Source organism: Frigoribacterium sp. Leaf8 (assembly GCF_001421165.1).
In the GTDB taxonomy this organism is placed as follows: Bacteria; Actinomycetota; Actinomycetes; order Actinomycetales; family Microbacteriaceae; genus Frigoribacterium.
On record NZ_LMKB01000005.1, the window covers coordinates 1,280,542 to 1,300,896 of the forward strand.

Consider the following 20,355-nt stretch of genomic DNA (forward strand, 5'->3'; position numbering starts at 1 on the left):
GGTGTGGTGCGGGTCAGTCGGCGGCGGGCTTCCGCGCGCGGCTGGGCTGCACGCGGGGCGGCTCGCCGGGCATCTTCGGGAAATCCGGCGGGAAGGGCAGTTCGCCGAGGCCGTCGGCGACGTCGCGCTCCCACCAGGCGAGCAACGTGTCGATGCGCCCCGGCGACTCGTGCATCGAGGCCCACGGGTCGCCGTGGGTCTGCAGCCGCTCGGGCACCGTCAGCACGGTGTGCTCGGCAGGGTCGATGCCGGGCAGGTCGTCCCACGTGACCGGCAGGGACACGGAGGCGCGGGGCAGCGCCCGGGGAGACCAGGCTCCCGCCATGGTGCGGTCGCGATTGGCCTGGTTGTAGTCGACGAAGAGACGGTCGCCGCGTTCCTCCTTCCACCACGCGGTGGTGACGCGGTCGGGGGTGCGGCGTTCGAGTTCGCGGGCGGCGGCGATCACGGCGTGCCGCACCTCCAGGAACTCGTGCGTCGGCTCGATCGGCGCGAAGACGTGCAGACCCCGGTTGCCGCTCGTCTTGACGAACGCGGTGAGACCGGCCTCGTCGAGCACGGCCCGGAGGTCGAGCGCGGCCGTCACGGCGTCGGCGAAGCTCGTGCCCGGCTGCGGGTCGAGGTCGATGCGCAGCTGGTCGGGCAGGTCGGGCTCCTCGGCGCGCGAGGCCCACGGGTGGAAGACCAGGGTGTTCATCTGGGCCGCCCAGACGGCGGCGGCGGGCTCGTCGATCACGAGCTGCGGGTGCACGCGGCCGCTCGGGTAGGTGACGTCGACGGCTCGCACGTAGTCGGGCGTGCCGCGGGGCGGGTTCTTCGAGAAGTACTGGTCGCCGTCGACGTCGCCGCCGAACCGCTGCAGCGAGATCGGACGGTCGCCGTTCGCCGCGACGAAGGGCGTGCCGACCTCGACCAGGTAGCGCGCCAGGTCGAGCTTGGTCACGCCGAGGTCGGGCCAGAGCACGCGGGACGGACTGCTGATGCGGACGTCGCGGTCGCCCACCCGCAGGGTCGTCGCCTCGGATGCCATGTGCGTGACGCTAGTCCCGTCGCGCCGCCGGGGTACGAGGTGCCGGCGTTCACGGGGCGTTCACCCGGGCGTCGCTTCCGTCCGAGATGGTTCGGTCCACACCCGACGAAACGGACACCCGAATGCGCACGCCCCTGCTCCGCCTCGGCGCCCTGACCCTGGCCGGCTCGATCGCCGCCGCCGGGCTCGTGGCCACGAGCGCCCTGCCCGCCCTCGCGGCCGACGCCGACGTCGTCGTCAACGAGATCGACACGACCGACGACTGGGTCGAACTGCTCAACACCGGCCAGACCCCGACCGACGTGTCGGGCTTCGTGCTGCGGGACGACAAGGACACGCGGACGCTCGCGCTGCCCGCGGGCACGGTCCTCGCCGCCGGCGAGCGCGTGGTCGTCGACGTCGCCGACGACGCCGTGTGGGGCGCCGCCGCCTACGGGCTCGGACGCGCCGACGCCGTCCGCCTCTACGCCGCCGACGGCACGACCCTGCTCGACTCGTACGCCTGGACGCAGTTCCCGACGACGACCTACGGCCGCTGCGCCGACGGCACCGGCGCGTTCGCGACGACGGCCGCCGGGACGCGAGGCACCGCCAACGAGTGCGCGACGACACCGGCTCCGACCGACCCGACGGACCCCGCCCCGACCGACCCGACGACCCCCGCCGTGCCCGCGACGACCGACGTCGTGATCAACGAGGTCGAGTCGAACGGCGACGACACCGACTGGGTCGAACTGACGAACGTCGGGACGGTGCCCGTCGACGTCTCGGGCTACACCTTCCGCGACGAGGACGACGTGCGCACGCCCTTCACCCTGCCCACCGGTTCGGTCGTGCAGCCCGGCGCCTTCTTCGTGATCGACCAGGCCTCGGGCTCGAACCCGGTCGGCTTCGACTTCGGACTCGGCCAGCCCGACTCGGCACGCCTGTTCGACACCGCGGGCACGCTCGTCGCCTCGTACGCCTGGAGCGTCCACAGCACCGTCAGCTACGGCCGCTGCCCCGACGGCACCGGCGAGCTGACGACGACGACCGCGACCACGAAGGGCGCGGCGAACGACTGCTCGTCGCCCGTGCGCATCAACGAGGTCGAGAGCCAGGGAGGCGCGCCCGGCCACTGGGTCGAGCTCACGACCGTGAGCACCTCGTCGGTCGACCTCGGCGGCTACGTGCTGACCGACTCCGACCCGACGCATCGCTACGTCGTCCCCGCCGGGACCGTCGTCGCCCCCGGCGGCTTCGTCGTCCTCGACGAGCAGACCCCGACCTCGGCCGGCTTCGACTTCGGACTGGGCGGTGCCGACTCGGTGCGCCTGCTGCTGCCGGACGGCACGACGGCGGCCGACGGTTCGACCCTCGCCGACGAGTACTCGTGGACCTCGCACGCCGCCACCACCTACGGCCGCGGACCCGACGGCACGGGCGACTTCGCCGTCACGTCGACCTCGACCAAGGGCTCGGCCAACACCTTCGCCGGCGTCTCCGTGCCGACGGCCTGGCCCGGCGGACCCGACGAGGTCCCCCTGGACGACGAGGGCACCTTCACCGGTGACCTGAGCGGTCTCGACTACGAGCCGACCGGCACCGCGACCCCCGGCACGCTCTGGGCGGTGCAGAACGGCGACGGCCTGCTCTACCGGATCGTCCCGGACGGCGCCGGCGGGTGGGCCCCGCAGACGACCGACGGCTGGGCTGCCGGCAAGAAGCTGCTGTACCCGAGCGGGGTCGCGACCGACATCGTGGACGCCGAGGGCGTCACGGTCGCCGACGACTCGTCCGCGGGCGGCGTCTACGTGTCGACGGAGCGCAACAACGCCTCGGGCTCGGTCAGCCGCCCCTCGGTGCTGCGCTACGACGCCGCGACCGCGAGCCCGGCCACGACCCTGGTCGCCACCGACGAGTGGAACCTCGCCGCGGACTTCCCCGGCCTGGGGGCCAACGCGGGCCTCGAGGGCATCACCTGGGTGCCCGACGCCTGGCTGACCGAGGCGGGGTTCGTCGACGAGGCGACCGGCGCCTCCTACGACCCCGCGACGTACGCCGGCCACGGTGACGGGCTCTTCTTCGTCGGCGTCGAGGGCACCGCGAGCGTCTACGCCTACGCCCTGATGGACGACGGTTCGTTCGAGCGCGTCGCCACCATCGCGACGTCGTTCGCCCTGGTCGCCGACCTGCAGTTCGACGCCGACCTCGACGCGCTCTGGGTCGTCTGCGACGAGGCCTGCTCGGGCCGCACGGCGCTGTTCTCGGTCGACGAGTCGGGGGCGTTCGCCGAGGACGTCGTCCACGAGGCACCGGCGAACGCCGACCGCGGGCTCGCCAACGAAGGCTTCGCGATCGCCCCGGCGGCGACGAGCGTCGACGGGTTCCGCCAGACGTTCTACGCGGACGACAACGACACCGACGGGTTCTCGCTGCGCGCCGGGACGTTCCCCGGCGTGGCGGCCGAGCCCGGGACGCCCGGCGACCCCGGCACCTCCGGGACGCCCGGCACCCCCGGGACGCCCGGCACCCCCGGCACGCCCGGCGACCCCGCTGCCCCCGCCGATCCCGGCACGGGCGTGACGCCGATCGGTCAGGGCTCGGGCCCGGCGACGGTCGACGGGCAGCTCGCCTTCACCGGTTCGGACGCCCGATGGGCAGCGGCCGCGGCCCTGCTGCTCGTGCTCGCCGGGGCGGGCACCCTGATCGCCCGCCGGCGTCGACTCACCCGCGACTGAGGCACGACGCCCCACGACCCCGTGTCGAGCGATGCACCCGGAAGCGTCCGGGCGCGTCGCTCGACACGGGGTTCATCGTCGTGCGGCGTCCGTGCGACGGCCGGAGAGGCCGACGGGTCAGCGGGTCAGCGGGTCAGCGGGTCAGCGGCGTCGCCGTGCCGGTGACCGTGACGCCGCCGACGACCGGGACGTCGACTACGAGGCGGCTCGGACGCCCGACGTGCCGCCCCTGCCTCACCACGACGCGGGCAGGAGGCGCGATCAGGTCGAGCGCGCGGAGGTAGCCGCCCAGCGACGCGGCCGCCGACCCCGTCGCCGGGTCCTCGGTGAGGGAGCCGACGGGGAACAGGTTGCGTGCCTCGACCACGGTCGCCCCGGACGCGTCGACACCCTGGGCGTGGATCACCGTGATCGTGCCCGCCCAGCCCTGTTCGTCCATGAGGGTCCGCACGGCGACCGGGTCGAACCCGAAGGCGTCGAAGACCCGCTGGTCGCGGACCGCCACCACGGGGTGCCGGTTGCCCGCGAAGGACTCCCGCAGCGGACGACGCTCGTCGAGGTCGGCGTGCGTGAGGCCGAGCACCGCCAGCAACCGGTCGGCGACGGTCGGGTCCAGGTCGCGCACGACGGGGTCGACGCTCGTGAACGACGCCGTCACCGGGCCCGCGACGGCGTCGGCACCCCCACGCGAGGTCTCGATCACGACCGGCCCGACCGCCGTCTCGAGCGTGAACGCTCCGACCCCGCGACGCTCGGCCAGGGCGACGGCGGTGGCGATCGTCGCGTGCCCGCAGAACGGGACCTCGGCCCCGGGCGAGAAGTAGCGCACGGCCACGTGCCGGTCGTCGCCGGCGCGGGACGGATCGACCACGAACGCGGTCTCGGCGTACCCCACCTCGGCGGCGATCCGCCGCATGTCGGCGGCCGAGAGGGCCGACGCGTCGAGCACGACGCCGGCCGGGTTGCCGCCGCCCGGTCCGTCGGCGAAGGCCGTGAGGTGCAGCACCTCGACGGTCGGGGCGGACGGCGAGGGAGCGGCGGGGCCGACGGGAGGCGAGGGTCTGCGGTCGGTCACGACGCCACTGTGCCGCACCGCGCCTCCTCGTCGCCAGCGCCACCTCGGGCCGGGTGGCCCGCCCGGCCCTCGAGACCGTGCCGGACCGTGTCGGACCCCGAGCCGCCTCACACGACCCGACCGGCCTCGAGCCGCACCACGCGGTGCGCGGCGTCGAGCAGCAACGGATCGTGCGAGACCGCGAGCACCCCCGTGCCCCGGGCCGCCTCGTCGAGCAGCGTGGCCCGGATGCGGTCGGCGCTGTCGGCGTCGAGCCCGGTCGTGGGCTCGTCGAGCAGCAGCAGGTCGGCCCCGCGCGCGAGTCCGTGGGCCAGGAGCGCACGCTGCCGCTGGCCACCCGAGAGCGCGGCGAAGGGTCGGGGCGCCAGGTCGGCGACGTGCAGGCGCTCGAGCGCCTCGTCGACGGCGGCGCGGGCTCGACGGTCGAGGGGACGCCACCGGCCCACGCGGCCCCAGGCGCCGACCGTCACGACGTCGCGCACGGTGACCGGGAGCCCGTCCGGGATCGACGTGCGCTGCGGGACGAAGGCGATCGTCGACGTCGTCGAGCGCGTGCCCGACGACGGTTCGCGGACGCCCGCGACGACCTCGATCAGCGTCGACTTGCCGGCGCCGTTGGGGCCCGCGACCACCGTCAGGGCACCGCCGCGCACGTCGAGGTCGACGTCGGCCAGGGCCACCCGGTCACCGTACGTGCACCCCACCCCCAGGAGGCGCGCCAGGGACGAAGGAGCGGCGGCGGTGTTCGTCGTCATGCCGTCAGCCTAGTTGATAAGCGTTCTCATTCTCAGCTACGGTCGTGTCTCGTGCCCTTCCTCTCCACCGCCGTCCTCGAGCCGTTCTCGCTCGACTTCGTCCAGCGCGCCCTCGTCGGCGGCGGCCTCGTCGCGATCCTCTGCGGCGTCGTCGGCACCTGGGTCGTGGTGCGCGGCATGGCCTTCCTCGGCGAGGCGCTCGCGCACGGCATGCTGCCCGGCGTCGCCCTCGCGACCGTGCTCGGTGCGCCCGTCCTCGTCGGCGGGGCCCTCAGCGCCGTCGTCATGAGCCTCGGCGTGGCGGCGCTGCAACGACGCGGTCGCCTGTCGTACGACACGAGCATCGGCCTCCTCTTCGTCGCGATGCTCGCCCTCGGCGTCGTCGTCATCTCGCACTCGGGCAGCTTCGCCACCGACGCCACGTCGATCCTGTTCGGCGACGTCCTCGCGATCACGACGGCGGACCTCGGCCTGCTCGCCGGCGCGACGATCGTCGGCGTCGGCCTCGCGGCCGCCTTCCACCGCCCCCTGCTGGCCCTCGCCCTCGACCCGCGCCTGGCCGCCGTGCTGGGGCTCGGTCCGCGCTCGGCCCAGGCCGTGCTCGTGGGCCTGGTCACGCTCGCCGTCGTCGCCTCGTACCAGGCCGTCGGGTCGTTGCTCGTCGTCGGACTGCTGCTCGCACCGGCCGTCGCCGCGGGCCACTGGACGACGCGCCTGCCCACGCGGATGGTCCTCGCCTCGGTCGTCGGCGTGCTCGCCGTCGCCGTCGGCCTGCTCGTCTCGTGGCACGCCGCGACGGCCGCCGGCGCCTCGATCGCGGCGACGGCCATCGCGTTCGCCGGCCTCTCGGGGGCCGGCCACGCCGCCCTCGGCCGTCGGCGGGCACGTCGGGTCGACACCGCCGCCCCGGGTCGCACGGGTACGGCGCCCGTCGCGACCCCCGCCTCCTGACCCGCCCGCACGACCCCACGTCCGCACTCCCCCGCCCGTCTCCCCGACCCACCCCACGCCCACCCGGAAGGACCGCATGCGATCCCCCCTCCTCACGACCTGCCTGCTCGGCACGCTCGCCCTCGGGCTGACCGCCTGCTCGACCGACACCTCGCCGGGCGGCGACCCCGCCGCCGGGACGACGGCCGACGAGACCGGCGCCAGCGGCGAGGGCCACGGCGCCGTCGCGGGCGCCGAGGAACTCGCCGAGCCCCGTCTCGGCCTCACCACGATCGACCCGTCGGGCACGGTCGCCCACCTCGACCTGCTCGACGAGGGCGTCGTCGAGCTCGGGTCGGTCGACGCCCCCACCGCCGTGGAGACCGACGGGCGGTACCTGTTCGCCGAGACCACCGGCGGCCTCGAGGTCGTCGACAGCGGGGTCTGGACGTGGGACCACGGGGACCACTTCCACTACTACCGGGCCGACCCGCGCCTCCTCGGCACCGTCGAGGGCGACGGCGCGGCGACCGTCGCGACCACGAACCTGTCGACCTCGGGTTCGACCGGCGTGCACTTCGCCGGCTCGGGCGACGCCGTGCTGCTCGACACCGAGGCGCTGTCGCGGGGCGAGCTGCGGGAGCGGTTCCGACTCGACGGCGAACCGGGCACCGGCATGGTCGTCCCCGTGGGCTCGTACGCCCTGGTGACCGAGGGGCGCGGCGAGGCGACGACGCTCGTCGGACGGACCGCCGACGGTGACGAGACGGGCCTGCGCGAGGCCTGCCCGGACGCCTCGGGCACGATCACGACCCGCGTCGGGGCGGTCGTCGGCTGCTCGGACGGCGCCCTGCTCGCGACCGTCGCCGACGACGAGCTCGTCGTCGAACGCATCCCCTACCCGGCCGGCTCGACCCCGTCGTCGGGCGGCACGGCGGCCCCGGCCACCTCGTTCGACAACCGGGAGGGGCGACCCACCGTGGCCGGGCTCGCCGGCTCCGCGGGCGTCTGGCTGCTCGACACCCGGGCCCGGGCCTGGACGCTGCTGCCGGCACCGACCCCGCTGGTCACGGTGACCGCCGTGGACGACGCCGACCAGCGCCTCCTCGCCCTCGCCCGGGACGGCCGCGTGCTCGTCCTCGACGGCGCCACCGGCCAGGTCGTCGCCGAGACCGCGCCGCTCGTCGCGGACTCGCTCGCCGCGGGCCGGACGCCGACGCTGATCGCCGACCAGCAGCGCGCGTACCTCTCGGCCCCGGTCGAAGGGCGGCTGTACGAGATCGACGCCGCCGACGGCGCGCGGATCGCCCGCAGCTTCGAGACGGCGGGCGAGCCGGCCTTCGTCGCGGAGACGGGTCGATGAGGGCGCCGTCGACGGCCCGCCGCCGGGCCGGGCTCGCCACCGCCAGCCGCAGCACCGCCGCCCGCGTCGCCGCTGTCGCCGTCGCGGCCGCGCTGGCCCTGACCGGCTGCGCACCCGCCGGCGACGACCGTCCGGTCGTGTTCGTGTCGACGAACATCCTCGGCGACGTCGTCGACGAACTGGTCGGCGACCAGGCCGAGGTCGTCACCCTGATGAAGCCGGACGCCGACCCGCACTCGTTCGAGATCTCGGCGCAACAGGCGGCACGGATGCGGGCGGCCGACCTCGTCGTCTCGAACGGCCTCGGCCTCGAGGAGGGGCTGCAGCAGCACCTCGACGCGGCGGTCGACTCCGGCGTGGCCTCGTTCGTCGCCGCGGACGCGATCGACGTCCTCGACTACCGCGACGGGGACGCCGCCGGCACCCCCGACCCGCACTTCTGGACCGACCCGGGCCGCATGCTCGACGTCGTCGACGCCCTCGGGCCCGTGCTCGCCGAGGTCGACGGCGTCGACGCCGCGGGGCTCACCGCGCGCACCACCGACTACCGGGCCGACCTCGAGCGACTCGACGCCGACATGGTCGACGCCTTCGCCGCGATCCCCGCCGAACGGCGCGCACTCGTGACGAACCACCACGTCTTCGGCTACCTCGCCGACCGGTTCGACTTCGACGTCGTCGGGGCCGTGATCCCCGGCGGCACGACGCTCGCGGCGCCGTCGGCATCCGACCTCGCCGACCTGGTCGACGCCGTCGAGACGACGGGCGTCCCGACCGTGTTCGCCGAGTCGTCCTCGCCCGACCGACTCGTGCAGGCCCTGGCGAGCGAGGCGGACGTCCACGTCGACGTGGTCGAGCTCTTCACCGAGTCGCTCACCGCGGCCGACGGGGACGCCCCCGACTACCTGACCATGATGCGCGTCGACACCGAGCGCATCGCCACCGGACTCTCCCCGTGAGCGTCCGACCACCAGAAAGAGGAACACCCATGCGCACCACCCACCTGCGACGGACCGGCGGCACGCTGCTCGCCCTCGGCGTCGCCGCGACCCTCGTCGCCTGCTCGACCGGCGGACCCGGCTCCGCGTCCGACGCGACGGGCGGCGCCGCCGCGACCGGCGCCTCCTCGTCCGGCCCCCGCCTCGCCGTCTCGTCCGAGGGCCGCGTCACCGTGCTCGACGGCGAGACCCTCGAGACCGTCGGCGCGTTCGACTCCGAGGAGTTCACCCGCCTCAACCCGGCCGGCGACGGCCGACACGTCATGGTCACGACGAGCGGAGGGTTCCAGGTGCTCGACACGGCGGCCGGCAGCTCGTCCGAGCCCGCCCTGACCGACCTCGTGTTCGACGCCGACACCGCGGGCCACGTCGTCCGGCACGGCGGCAAGACGATCCTCTACGCCGACGGCACGAGCGACACCACGGTGTTCGAGTCCGCCGACCTGACCGACGCCGTCACCGACGGCGAGCTGCCCGCGGTCGAGACGATCGAGGGCGTCGAGGCCCACCACGGCGTCTCGGTCGTGCTCGAGGACGGCACCTTCCTCACGACGGTCGGCGACTCCGACGGCCGCACGGGCATCCAGGTGCGCGACGCCGACGGTGCGGTCGTCGCGCAGAGCGACGAGTGCCCGGGCGTCCACGGCGAGGGCACCGCGGCCGACGAGGCCGTCGTCCTCGGCTGCGAGGACGGAGCGCTCGTCTACCACGACGGGACGATCACCAAGCTCGCCTCGCCCTCGCAGCCCTACGGCCGCATGGGCAACGCGTACGTCAGCGAGACCAGCCCGCTCGTCGTCGGCGACCACAAGGACGACCCCGACGCCGAGGGCTACCTGCTGCACGCGGTCACCCTGATCGACACGGCCGCCGACACCCTCGACGTCGTCGACCTGCCCGAGGGCGTCGAGTACACCTTCCGGGGCGTCGCCCGCGGCCCGGGCGACCTCGCGTACCTGATCGGCACCGACGGCGCCGTGCACGTGCTCGACCCCGCGACCGGCGAACTCACGGCGTCGTGGCCCGTGATCGGCGCCTGGGAGGGCCCGGCCGAGTGGCAGGACGCCCACCCCGCGATCGTCGTCGCGGGTGACGTCGGCTACGTCACCGAGCCGGCGACGGACAGCGTGCACGCGGTCGACCTGACCACGGGCGAGGTGCTGTCGTCGCGCGAGCTCGACGTCACGCCCAACGAGGTCGCGGTGGCCACGGCCGACTGACGCGACCACCCCCGGGACGAGGAGGCGCGGTGCGAGGGCACCGCGCCTCCTTCGTGGTCGGGGGCTGCGCACGGCTCGTCCGGCCGGCCCGGCGCGCTCGGCCGACCCGGCCGGCCCCACCCCGCCGGCCCGGCCCGCCCGCCGGTCGCCGACCCGTCCTCTGGGGGTACCTCGAGCCCCGTCCCCGCGTCCCGCGGCACCGAAGACCGGGAGAGTCCGACGAATTCGTGACGTTTCGCCCTCGGGCCACGTCTCCATCGTGTGCCGCCCACGGCGGCGCCGCAGGACCACGGATCGAGAGGACCCCATGCCGAGCTTCTACGTCAGCGCGCCCGACGGAGAACCGGAACCCACCGGCGGGGTCTCCGCGCACCCCGTCGACCTCGCGGGCGGCGGCGGCGACGACGGGGGCGGGTCGACCTACCGGCGCGTCCAGGACGGCGGCACCGACCTCCGCGAGGCGACCCGCCGCCTCGAGACGCACTACCGGGGCCGACGGTTCCGGTCCCAGTCGGGAGGCAGCCCGTTCGAGTACTCGTACGTGCTCGCCGGCGACGACCGCCTCGTCATGCAGACCTCGTCGTTCAGTGCACCGATGCAGGGCGAGATCCCCTTCCCGGGGCAGTACATCGTCGCGTGGAACCGCAGCGGACGCACCACCCTGCACCAGCGCGGCCACACGTTCACGAGCGAGGGCTCCACGCCGTTCCTCATGCCGGCCGAGGAGGCCTTCTCGTTCGAGTCGACCCCGCGGAGGAACGGCATGGTGCAGGTCGGCAGCGACTTCCTCGAACGGACCGCCGCCGAGCGCCACGGCGGGCCGTCACAGCGCGTCGTGTTCGACTACGCGGTCACCCCTCGCCCCGAGGCGGTCGCGGCCTGGCGGACCGCCGTCGGGTCGAGCGCCGCGGCCGTCGTGGCCGAGCAGGCGTCACCGCTCGTGCGACTCGAGGCCCAGCTCACCCTCGCCCGGGCCATGCTCGACCTGTTCCCGTGGCGCGCCGTCGACGTGCCCGTCGGCCTGCGCACGCAGGAGGCCGCCCGCGTCCGGCACGCGGTCGAGTACATCCACGCCCACGCGGCCGAGCCGCTCACCCCGGCCGACATCGCCGAGGCGTCGGGCATGCACACCCGCACCCTGCAGACGTCGATGAAGGAACACCTCGGCACGTCGCCGGCGGCGTACCTGCGCCAGGTGCGCCTCGACCGCGTCCACGACGAACTGCTCGCGGCGGCCCCGAACGAGACCCGCGTCTCGGACGTCGCCCGACGCTGGGGCTTCGGCAACTTCGGCCGGTTCGCGGGGTCGTACGCCGCGCGCTTCGACGAGTACCCCCGCGACACGCTCGCCCGCTAGCGACGCCCCGCGCGGCCCCGCCCCGCCCCGCCCCGAGGAGGCGGTGGTCGAGTGGGCAGAAATCGTCCTTCCCGGTCGCACGAAGGACATTTTCTGCCCACTCGATCGTCAGTCGCCCTGCTGCTGGGCGTAGGCCTCGGGGCCCTGTTCAGCCGCCGACGGGTCCATCCAGCCGAACTCGAGGATGTTGCCGTCCGGGTCGGTCAGCTGGCGCTGGTACATGAAGCCGTAGTCCGACGCGGGGCGCGCCTCCGTGCCTCCGGCGCCGAGGCCGGCGGTGACCGTCGTGTCGACCTCGTCACGGGAGTCGAGCATGACGGCGGTGGCGACCGAGGGGGCCGTGGTGGGATCACCGATGGGCAGGTCGGTGAAGGTCTGGAAGTACTCACGCCGGAGGATCATGAACGCGCTGTGGTCCTCCTCCACGATCACGCACGCGGCGTTCTCGTCCGTGAAGAGCGGGTTGATGGTGAACCCGAGGGCCGCGTAGAACGACTTCGCCCGGTCGAGGTCGGTCACGGGCAGGTTGACGAACATCATGGCCACGGGGTTCTCCTTCGAACGGTCCACGGGTGGTGACGCACAGCGTGGCCCCGCCCGTGTCGGCCGTCAAGACCTCGGCGGCAGCTCAGAAGTCGAGCAGGCGCACCGTGACGCCCACGGTGTCGCCGACGCCGAGGCCCTCGGCGTCGCGCACGGCCCGCTTCACGGGCAGGGCGTAGGCGTTCTCGTCGCCGAGGGGGAAGACCGACGTGGTGAACGTCGACGAGCCGACCCGCGCCTCCACGCGGACGGAACCCCAGCCGCGCAGCAGGTCGCCGGCCACCATCAGGACGTGGTCCTCGACGTCGGGCGGCAGGCTGACGAAGGTGTAGAAGGCTCGCCGGCTCTCCCACCGCCACAGGTCGGCGTCGAAGTGGAATTCCATCCGGCCTGTCTACTCCCGACCCATGCGGCCCGACGCCCGCGGCAGCGTGACCTCGATCGTCGTGCCCGCGCCCGACGTCGTCACGACCCGGACCTCGCCGCCGTGGCGGTGGGCGATCTCGCGGACGAGGGCGAGACCGATGCCGAAGCTCGGACGCACCGGGGCCGAGGTCTGGCCCGACGGCGACTCGGCCCGGGCGAAGCGGTCGAAGACGCGCGCGGGGTCGATCCCGATGATGCCGAGCCCCTGGTCGGCGACCGTGATCACCACGCTCGCCGCCTCGCCCCGGCCCTCGACCCGGACGGTCGTCACGACCACCGACCCCACGGGCGCATGGCCGAGGGCGTTGTCGACCAGGGCGAGGACCGACCGTCGCAGGCTCGTCCGCGGCACTGCGACCCGCGCCTCCTCGCCGCCGGGGACCAGCTCGAGACGGACGTCACGCTGGTCGGCCAGCACGGCCAGGGACGAGAGGACCTCGGCCACCACGGCGTCCACGCCGACGGCCCCGAGGACGTCCCCGGGGTGGTCCTCGCCCCCGGCGGCCTCCAGCAGGTCGCCGACGATGTCGATCAGGGCCCGGGAGTCGTCCCGGAGGTGCGCGACGTCCGACGCGACCTTCTCGTCCGCCGACACCGCGCCTCCGGAGATCCCGCGTTCGAGGGCCTGGAGGCGCGCGTCGAGGACGGCCAGCGGGGTGCGCAACTCGTGGCTCGCGTCGGCGACGAACCGACGCTGCAGGCGCAGGGCGTCGCCGAGCGGTCGGACGGCCCGCCGCGCGATGACGACGCTCACGACCCCGGCGAAGACGACACCGGCGAGCCCGAGCACGACCAGGCCGGCCACCACGTCGGTGGCGCTCACGAAGACCTCGCCGCGCCGCGCCGCCGCGACCTGCTCGAGTCGCTCGGTCGGCACCGTCTGGTGCAGTACCCACGCGATCGTCAGCGTGAGAGCGGCCACGACCACCACGGCGGAGACGAGCACGATCTGACGACCGACCGACCGAGCCGCCGCCTGGAGCGCCACCGCGTCGGGGTCCGGCCGCCGCACGCTCGGGGTGGCGCCGGGGCGACGTCGACCGCGCCCCGCTGCTCGGCGGGATCGCGCGGTCACAGCGCCCCGATCCGGTAACCGCGCCCGCGCACGGTCAACACGACGTCGCGATCGATCTTGCGCCGGAGGTAGCTGACGTAGGTGTCGACGGTGCCGAGCTGTTCACCGCGGGGGAAGACCGCCGCCAACAGCTCGGACCGGTCGAAGGTGTGGTCGGGCCGCTCGGCGAGCGCGGCCAGCAGGCCGGCCTCGCGGTCGCTCAGCACCACCCGGCTCGACCACGGCGTGACCACGATGCGGCTCTCGGGGAAGAACCGGCCGGCACCGACGTCGAGCCACGCCTCGTGGGCGGCGAAGGACCGGGTGAGGGCGCGCAGCCGCGCGAACAGCTCGTCGAACTCGAACGGCTTCACGAGGTAGTCGTCGGCTCCGAGGTCGAGGCCCTCGACCCGGTCGGCCGTCGAGCCGAGCGCGGTGAGCATCAGCACGGGCGTGGTGACGTGTTCGCGACGCAGGGCCGCGACGAGCGCGGTGCCGTCGAGTCCGGGCAGGCGTCGGTCGACGACCAGCACGGCGTGGACGCCGGTGCGGGCCGCGTCGAGCCCCCGACGACCGTCGGCGACGAGGTCGACTCGCCACGCCTCGGCGAGCACGTCGGCGACGATCGGCCCCAGCGCGGGGTCGTCCTCGACCAGCAGGAGGCGCGGGCGCGGATCAGGATCGGTCACCCAGGGCCTCCTTCCGCCGTCGTGTCCCCGCCGATCGTCGCACAGCGGTGAGCACGAGGGGCAGCACCGACACCGCGACGAGCGCGATCGCGAGCAGGTCGATGTGGTCGGCGACGAACGGCAGGCCGCCGAGGAGCGAGCCGAGCACGGTCATGCCCGCGGCCCAGAGGAACGCCCCGGCGAGGTTCCACACGACGAAGCGGCGGTACGGGTAGCCGCTGGTCCCGGCCGCGAGCGGCACGAACGTGCGCACCACCGGGACGAAGCGGCCGAGCACGAGCGCCGGGCCGCCGTGCCGCGCGAAGAACGCCTCGGCCCGCTCGAGGTGTGCCGTCTTGAGCACCCGCGCGTCGGGCCGGAACCACCGTCGACCGAAGCGGTGACCGAGGAAGAACCCGACCTGGTCACCCGCCGCGGCGGCCACGAAGGCGCAGAGGGCGATCACCGCGACGCTCAGCCCGAGGCCCTGGTGCAGCAGCCCCGCCGTGACGAGCAGGGAGTCGCCGGGCAGGAAGGGGAAGAGCAGGCCGGACTCGACGAACACCATGAGGGACAGCCCGCCCAGGGCCCAGGGGCCGAGGGCGGTGAGCAGCGTCTGCGGGTCGAAGAGGGTCATGGGGCGTTCCGTTCGGTGTCGGGTGCCGTCAGGGCACCGGGTGGTGTGGTGGCAGGTCGGTCGAGTCGGTCGAGTCGGTCGAGTCGGTCGACGATCCGTCGCCAGAGGGGCAGGGCGAGGGCGACGACCGAGCAGCCGAGCACCACCGACGCGATCGTGTCGGTGGGGTAGTGCACGCCGATCCAGACGCGGGAGGCCGCCACCAGGACGACGCCGAGCGCGGCCACGACGGCGACCGGCTGCCACCCCCGCCGTCCGTTCCGTCCTCTCACGACGAGCACGATCGCCAGGGCGAGGCCGGTCGCCAGCGCGGTGTGGCCGCTGGGGAACGAGAACGAGTGCGGTTCGACCAGCAGGGGGTCGACGAGGAGGCGCGGGTCGGGTCGGTCGCGTCCGACGACCAGCTTGACGGTCTCGGCCGCAGCCCACGGCAGCACCGAGACGCCGACGACGGTCAGCGCCTCCGCTGCCCGCCGGGTCGTCACCCCCACGGCGACGGCCAACAGCAGGACGAGCGCCACCCCGAGCTGCGGCCCGAGCAGCCGGTCGATCAGCAGCGCCGCCCCGTCGAGCAGGGGCGAGTGCATCCGGCCGACGCGCTCGACGACGTCGAGGTCGGCCGCCCCCACTCCCCCGGCGCCCGACGTGATGAGCAGACCTCCCAGGACGACCGCCACGACGCCCGCCCCACCCGCCGCCGCGATCCCGACGTCGCGGCGGACCGGCCGACGGTCGGGACGAGGGTCAGGAGGCGCGGGTCGTCCACCCCGGGACGTCACCGGGGGCCTTCCGTCGAGTGCGGTCATGGTCCGAGGGTCGCCGCATCCCTCCCAGAAACCGCCCAGCGGCGGGTTCGAGCCGACCCGCGCCTCCTCGATCGGGCGTCTGGGCGGTTTCTGGGACAGACCCCGCGAGGGTCTCCTCCATGACGACACGAGCCGAACGCACCGAGCCGGCGATCCGCCGACCCGCGTCGCTGCTGAACAAGGTCCCCGAGGTCACCACGGCCTTCTGGGTGGTCAAGGTGCTCTGCACCACGGTGGGCGAGACGTTCGCCGACTTCCTGAACGACGGTCTCGGCCTCGGCCTCACGGTCACCAGCGTGGTCATGACGGCGCTGCTCGTCGTCGCGCTCGTGCTGCAGGTGCGGAGGCGGCGGTACGTGCCCTGGGTCTACTGGCTCACGGTGGTGCTCATCAGCGTCGTGGGGACGCTGCTGACCGACACCCTGACCGACTCGCTCGGGGTGAGCCTCTGGACCTCGACCATCGTCTTCTCCGTCGCGCTCGCCGTGCTGTTCGGCGTCTGGTACTCGGTCGAGCGGACGCTGTCGGTGCACGACATCACGACTCGTCGCCGGGAAGGCTTCTACTGGGCGACCATCCTGGTCACCTTCGCGCTCGGAACCGCCGTCGGCGACCTCCTGGGCGAGCAGCTCGCCCTCGGGTACCTGCCGTCGGTGTTCGTCTTCGCGGGGGTCATCGCCCTCGTCGCCCTGGCCCACCGTTTCCTCGGCCTCGGCGCGGTCGTCGCCTTCTGGTCGGCCTACGTGCTCACCCGGCCGTTGGGCGCGTCCCTCGGCGACCTCCTCTCGCAAGACCGGTCCGACGGAGGACTCGGGCTGGGTCCGACGGCGACGAGCCTCGTCTTCCTCGTGGCGATCGCCGGGGTGGTGGGAGCGATGACCGTGTCGGCCCGGCGCGAGGTCTCGACCGCACGCCACGCCTGACCCCTCACCTACCCCACCCGCACCGACCCGACCAGAAGAGAGACGCCATGGACTGGCAACTGAACGGACTCCCCCTCCACCCGCTGATCGTTCACCTCGTCACGGTCGCCTTCCCGACGGCCTCGCTGCTGATCGTGGCCGGTGCCGTGTCGTCGCGGCTGCGCCGACGACTGGGCGTCATCACACCGCTCGTCGCCCTCCTGTCGCTCGTCGCGGTGCCACTCGCGACATCGTCGGGCGAATCGCTCGAGGCGAGGGTCGGGCACAGCGCCCTGCTCGAGGCGCACACGCAGCTCGGCGACACGCTGTTGCCTTGGGCGATCGCGGTGTTCGTCGCCGCCGTGGCGCAGTGGGCGTGGCAGCACTACGTGCTGACCCCGGACGCCAAGCGACCGCATCCCACCCTGAAGAAGGGCACGCGCACGATCGTCGGGGTCGCGCTCACCGTGGCGGTCGCCGTCGCCGCGATCGGCGGCATCGTCACGACGGTGCGCATCGGCGATTCGGGCGCGAAGGCGGTCTGGTCGGATTCGAGCGAGGGCTGAGATGGAGCAGATCACCGTCGACCGGTTGGCCGCCCTCACGACACCGCTGGTGATCGATGTGAGAGCCGCCGACCGCTTCGCCGAGGGCCACGTCCCCGGGGCGCTCAACCTCCACCCCTCGCAACTGGCGGATCGACTCGACGAGATGCCGCACGAGACCGCCGTCTACCTGATCTGCCAGAGCGGCGCACGGAGCGCCCGGGCGGCCGAGGCCCTGTCAGCTCGAGGGATCACCGACGTCGACGTGATCGGCGGCACCGCGGCCTGGGTCGCGGCAGGGCTGCCGCTCGTTCAGTCCTGAGGGGCGAGCCGGGCGACCGGCGCCGGGGTGATCGTGAAGGCGTCGAGGTTCGGGAGCGCACCGCGGACGCGCAGGCCCGCTTGGTCGGCGATCCGCAACGCGTCGATCAGGTCGTGCGTGTCGACCTGGACGGTCGCCGACCCCGTCAGCCGGTGGCCGATCCACCGCAGGCGGAGGTCGCGCACGGCGACGACCCCCTCGGTGTGTTCGAGTGCGTGCTCGGCCCGGTCGAGCAGGTCGGGGTCGACGGCGTCCATCAGGCGGGCCCCGACGGACTTCATGGTGCCCCACAGCAGGACCATGATCGACACAGCGATCAGCAGGCCGATGATCGGGTCCGCGAGGGGGAAGCCGAGCAGCACCCCGACGGCGCCCAGCACGACCGACAGCGATGTGAACCCGTCGAGACGAGCGTGCACCCCGTCTGCCACCAGGGCGGCCGAGCCGATCCGGCGACCGACTCGGATGCGGTAGATCGCGACCACCTCGTTGCCGGCGAAACCGACGAGGCCGGCCAGGACGAGCAACCAGGGCGCCTGGACGGGCTGCGGGTGGACGAGACGGTCGATCGCCTCCCACCCGGCGACCACGGCCGAGAGGGCCACGACGATGACGATGAACAGACCGGCGAGGTCCTCGGCGCGTCCGAAGCCGAAGGTGTGACGGCGGGTGGCGACCCGCCGGCCGAGGACGAACGCGATCCAGAGAGGCACCGCTGTCAGCGCGTCGGCGAAGTTGTGGATCGTGTCGGCCAGCAGGGCGACCGACCCGGTGGCCACGACGAGGACGGCCTGCACCACCGTCGTCGCGAGCAGGACGAACAAGCTGATCTTGACCGCCCGGACACCCGCCGTCGACGCCTCGAGGGCGTCGTCGACGGAATCGGCGGAGTCGTGCGTGTGCGGGACGAACAGGTCGTAGAGCCAGGCCTTCACCCGGCCGTTCGGGTGCCCGTGCTCGTACCCGGGCTCGTGCCCGTGCCCGTGCCCGCGCCCGCGCCCGTACCCGTGCTCGTGCTCGTGCTCGTGCTCGCGGTCGCGGTCGCGGTCGCGGTCGTGGTCGTGGTCGTGCCCGTACCCGACCACCTCACTGCCCCCCTGCGTGGTGCGGTGCGTTGCCGACGACGTGCTCTGCCTGCCTCACGGCGTCGCTGACGAGCGCGGACGCGTGCTCGTCGGTCAGACGGTAGAAGGCGGTCGTCCCCTCACGGCGCGGCTGCACCATGCGGGCGAGGCGAAGCTTGGCCAGGTGTTGCGACACCGCCGCCGGGCTCTTGTCGACGATGTCGGCGAGGTGGTTCACCGACAGCTCTTCGGCGTTCCGAAGCGCCAGGATGATGCGGATGCGGGTCGCGTCGGCGAGCATCGAGAACACCTCGACGGCGAGTTCGACGTACTCGGAATCCGGGTCGAGTCCGCAAACCTTCTTATCTACGTGCATGCGCAGATACTAGTACGACGTCGACCGGTTCCGTCGTCTGGCAGGATCTCCTGATGCCCACCAAGCGGACCCCCCGCCGACCCGACGTCACGACCACCGAGATCGTGGGCGGCGCCGAGGCCGTCCACGTCTCGTTGCACGAGTACGACGAGCGCTGGCCTGCCGCGTTCGCCGAGCACCGACGCCGCATCGTCGAGGCCCTGGCGCCGTCGGGCATCGCCGTCGAGGTCGAGCACATCGGCTCGACGTCGGTGCCAGGCCTCGCGGCGAAGCCGATCGTCGACGTCGTGGTCGCGGTGCCCGACATCACCGCGGAAGAGGACTACCTCGGCCCGTTGCTCGCCGCGGGCTACGAGCTGCGGGTGCGCGAGCCGGGGCACCGACTCGTGCGGACGCCGGAGCGCAGCGTCCACGTGCACGTCTACGAGCAGGGTGCCGACGCGATCGCCGGGTACCTGCTGCTGCGCGACCACCTGCGCACCGACGCCGCCGACCGCGAGCTGTACGCCGGCGTCAAGCGGGCCCTGCTCGACCGCCGCTGGGACGACATGAACGACTACGCCGACGCCAAGACCGAGGTCGTCACGGCCATCAACGCGCGGGCTCGCGCCGCCCGGGACGCAGCCGGCGAGGCAGCCCGCGAGGGCTGACCCGGGCGGGCACGGCCTCAGCCGGCCGAGGTCGCCGCCATCGACTGCAGCCCGGTGACGCGCAGCAGGTCGAGTCGCGCCTCGTCGTCGGACCCCGGCGCGACCGTGTAGACGACGATCCTCAGGTCGCCGGGCGCGGTCAGCACGTCGCAGTCGATCGCGATCGGGCCGACCGGGGTGCCCGTCACCGTCTTGCGACTGGCCCGGTGCTCGGCGACCTTGGCCTCGGCCCAGCGGCGTGCGAACTCGGGCGACGTCTCGAGCAGGCGCGACACGAGGTGGCCGAGCGAGGGGTCCGACGGATAGCGCCCCACCGCCGCCCGCAGGTCGGCGGCGAGGTCGCTCGCGAAGTCCTCCTCGTGCCGGGCGTCGAACTCGGTGCCCTCGTGGCCCGACGTGAAGTGACGCCAGACGAGGTTGCGCTCGAGCCCGACCAGGCGCGACGGGTCGCCGTTCACCGCGGCCCAGAGGGGGTTCCAGAGCAGGATGTCGTGGGTCGCCGAGAAGACGGCCAGCGGCACGTCCCCGAGCCGGTCGACGATGCGCTGCACGCCGGGCCCCACGTGGCGCGGGACGATCCCGGCCGACGGAGGCGCGGCGCCGGCCGAGCGGTAGAGGTGGTCGCGTTCGTCGTCGCTCAGGCGCAGGGCGACCGCCAGGGCGCGGAGCATCTGCGGGGACGGGTTGGTCGCCCGACCCTGCTCGAGGCGGACGACGTAGTCGACGCTCACCCCGGCGAGCGCCGCCAGCTCTTCGCGGCGGAGACCCGTCGTGCGGCGCCCCGCCCCGGCCGGCAGCCCCACGTCGGCCGGGCCGACCCGGTCACGCCACGACCGCAACACGTCCGCGAACTCGCTCATGCAGCCATCCTCCCCCGGCCCGCGCGCCCGAGGGTGGTACCGACAGTCCTCCCG

Annotated in this window: 22 protein-coding genes; 10 read left to right on the forward strand and 12 right to left on the reverse strand. The window is 73.9% G+C overall.

All coding sequences use genetic code 11. The features are described from left to right. Window positions 1–13: 13 nt before the first annotated feature. The gene (gene ligD, locus ASL10_RS10605; RefSeq protein WP_056046931.1) at window positions 14–1,030 is read right to left on the reverse strand and encodes a non-homologous end-joining DNA ligase; all 1,017 of its coding nucleotides are present in this window, start codon (window positions 1,028–1,030) and stop codon (window positions 14–16) included. 122 nt (window positions 1,031–1,152) lie between these two features. Here ligD and ASL10_RS16360 point away from each other — a divergent pair, with 122 nt between their 5' ends. Continuing rightward, the gene (locus ASL10_RS16360; protein WP_056046933.1) at window positions 1,153–3,750 is read left to right on the forward strand and encodes a lamin tail domain-containing protein; all 2,598 of its coding nucleotides are present in this window, start codon (window positions 1,153–1,155) and stop codon (window positions 3,748–3,750) included. A gap of 133 nt (window positions 3,751–3,883) precedes the next feature. On the opposite strand, the gene ASL10_RS10615 is transcribed toward ASL10_RS16360, so the two are convergent. Beyond that, window positions 3,884–4,825: a PhzF family phenazine biosynthesis protein gene (locus ASL10_RS10615; RefSeq protein ID WP_082460361.1), complete on the reverse strand. Its 942-nt coding sequence runs from the start codon at window positions 4,823–4,825 to the stop codon at window positions 3,884–3,886. A 107-nt stretch (window positions 4,826–4,932) separates the two neighbouring features. Beyond that, complete coding sequence (gene aztA / locus ASL10_RS10620) at window positions 4,933–5,580, reverse strand: zinc ABC transporter ATP-binding protein AztA (protein ID WP_056046935.1); 648 nt, start codon at window positions 5,578–5,580, stop codon at window positions 4,933–4,935. Window positions 5,581–5,631: 51 nt separating this feature from the next. Here aztA and aztB point away from each other — a divergent pair, with 51 nt between their 5' ends. The 5 genes from aztB (at window position 5,632) to ASL10_RS10645 (ending at window position 11,448) form a co-directional block, all read left to right on the forward strand. Further along, window positions 5,632–6,531 (forward strand): zinc ABC transporter permease AztB, encoded by a 900-nt coding sequence (gene aztB, locus ASL10_RS10625; RefSeq protein WP_056046937.1) that lies wholly within the window; start codon window positions 5,632–5,634, stop codon window positions 6,529–6,531. A gap of 76 nt (window positions 6,532–6,607) precedes the next feature. Continuing rightward, complete coding sequence (locus ASL10_RS10630; protein WP_056046939.1) at window positions 6,608–7,873, forward strand: hypothetical protein; 1,266 nt, start codon at window positions 6,608–6,610, stop codon at window positions 7,871–7,873. After that, window positions 7,870–8,832, forward strand: coding sequence for a zinc ABC transporter substrate-binding protein AztC (gene aztC / locus ASL10_RS10635; RefSeq protein WP_082460362.1), 963 nt, complete (start codon window positions 7,870–7,872; stop codon window positions 8,830–8,832). Before ASL10_RS10630 ends, aztC begins: the two co-directional genes overlap by 4 nt. Before the next feature lie 29 nt (window positions 8,833–8,861). Next, window positions 8,862–10,091 (forward strand): zinc metallochaperone AztD, encoded by a 1,230-nt coding sequence (aztD, locus tag ASL10_RS10640; RefSeq protein ID WP_056046941.1) that lies wholly within the window; start codon window positions 8,862–8,864, stop codon window positions 10,089–10,091. A 307-nt stretch (window positions 10,092–10,398) separates the two neighbouring features. After that, complete coding sequence (locus ASL10_RS10645) at window positions 10,399–11,448, forward strand: helix-turn-helix transcriptional regulator (protein WP_056046942.1); 1,050 nt, start codon at window positions 10,399–10,401, stop codon at window positions 11,446–11,448. A gap of 108 nt (window positions 11,449–11,556) precedes the next feature. Here ASL10_RS10645 and ASL10_RS10650 read toward each other — a convergent pair whose 3' ends face one another. The 6 genes from ASL10_RS10650 to ASL10_RS10675 all read right to left on the reverse strand — a co-directional run bounded on the left by ASL10_RS10650 (window position 11,557) and on the right by ASL10_RS10675 (window position 15,582). Beyond that, a complete protein-coding gene (locus ASL10_RS10650; RefSeq protein ID WP_157485471.1) occupies window positions 11,557–11,994 on the reverse strand; it encodes a VOC family protein in 438 nt (145 codons plus the stop codon). Window positions 11,995–12,076: 82 nt separating this feature from the next. Then, a complete protein-coding gene (locus ASL10_RS10655) occupies window positions 12,077–12,376 on the reverse strand; it encodes a DUF1905 domain-containing protein (RefSeq protein ID WP_056046945.1) in 300 nt (99 codons plus the stop codon). Window positions 12,377–12,385: 9 nt separating this feature from the next. Next, window positions 12,386–13,405 (reverse strand): sensor histidine kinase KdpD, encoded by a 1,020-nt coding sequence (locus ASL10_RS10660; RefSeq protein ID WP_157485387.1) that lies wholly within the window; start codon window positions 13,403–13,405, stop codon window positions 12,386–12,388. Window positions 13,406–13,488: 83 nt separating this feature from the next. Further along, complete coding sequence (locus tag ASL10_RS10665; protein ID WP_056046949.1) at window positions 13,489–14,160, reverse strand: response regulator transcription factor; 672 nt, start codon at window positions 14,158–14,160, stop codon at window positions 13,489–13,491. Continuing rightward, the gene (locus tag ASL10_RS10670) at window positions 14,147–14,776 is read right to left on the reverse strand and encodes a DedA family protein (protein ID WP_056046951.1); all 630 of its coding nucleotides are present in this window, start codon (window positions 14,774–14,776) and stop codon (window positions 14,147–14,149) included. The genes ASL10_RS10665 and ASL10_RS10670 overlap by 14 nt, the downstream gene beginning before the upstream one ends. Beyond that, a complete protein-coding gene (locus ASL10_RS10675) occupies window positions 14,773–15,582 on the reverse strand; it encodes a phosphatase PAP2 family protein (RefSeq protein ID WP_157485389.1) in 810 nt (269 codons plus the stop codon). The genes ASL10_RS10670 and ASL10_RS10675 overlap by 4 nt, the downstream gene beginning before the upstream one ends. A 119-nt stretch (window positions 15,583–15,701) precedes the next feature. Here ASL10_RS10675 and ASL10_RS10680 point away from each other — a divergent pair, with 119 nt between their 5' ends. The 3 genes from ASL10_RS10680 to ASL10_RS10690 are packed head-to-tail and all read left to right on the forward strand — an operon-like array spanning window position 15,702 to window position 17,351. Beyond that, the gene (locus ASL10_RS10680; RefSeq protein WP_043595662.1) at window positions 15,702–16,505 is read left to right on the forward strand and encodes a membrane protein; all 804 of its coding nucleotides are present in this window, start codon (window positions 15,702–15,704) and stop codon (window positions 16,503–16,505) included. Between the two features lie 47 nt (window positions 16,506–16,552). Beyond that, complete coding sequence (locus ASL10_RS10685) at window positions 16,553–17,050, forward strand: DUF2231 domain-containing protein (RefSeq protein WP_043595663.1); 498 nt, start codon at window positions 16,553–16,555, stop codon at window positions 17,048–17,050. A 1-nt stretch (window position 17,051) separates the two neighbouring features. Next, on the forward strand, window positions 17,052–17,351 hold the full coding sequence (locus ASL10_RS10690) for a rhodanese-like domain-containing protein (RefSeq protein ID WP_056046954.1): 300 nt from the start codon (window positions 17,052–17,054) through the stop codon (window positions 17,349–17,351). Here the strand turns inward: ASL10_RS10690 and ASL10_RS10695 are convergent. Next, complete coding sequence (locus ASL10_RS10695) at window positions 17,342–18,436, reverse strand: cation diffusion facilitator family transporter (protein ID WP_082460364.1); 1,095 nt, start codon at window positions 18,434–18,436, stop codon at window positions 17,342–17,344. The genes ASL10_RS10690 and ASL10_RS10695 overlap by 10 nt on opposite strands. A gap of 1 nt (window position 18,437) precedes the next feature. Then, the gene (locus tag ASL10_RS10700) at window positions 18,438–18,791 is read right to left on the reverse strand and encodes a metalloregulator ArsR/SmtB family transcription factor (protein WP_056046956.1); all 354 of its coding nucleotides are present in this window, start codon (window positions 18,789–18,791) and stop codon (window positions 18,438–18,440) included. A 53-nt stretch (window positions 18,792–18,844) separates the two neighbouring features. On the opposite strand from ASL10_RS10700, the gene ASL10_RS10705 reads away from it, so the two are divergent. Further along, window positions 18,845–19,441, forward strand: a complete 597-nt coding sequence (locus ASL10_RS10705; protein ID WP_056046957.1) for a GrpB family protein — start codon at window positions 18,845–18,847, stop codon at window positions 19,439–19,441. Between the two features lie 17 nt (window positions 19,442–19,458). Here the strand turns inward: ASL10_RS10705 and ASL10_RS10710 are convergent, their stop codons facing one another. Continuing rightward, complete coding sequence (locus ASL10_RS10710) at window positions 19,459–20,301, reverse strand: helix-turn-helix transcriptional regulator (protein WP_056046959.1); 843 nt, start codon at window positions 20,299–20,301, stop codon at window positions 19,459–19,461. Window positions 20,302–20,355: the final 54 nt, after the last annotated feature.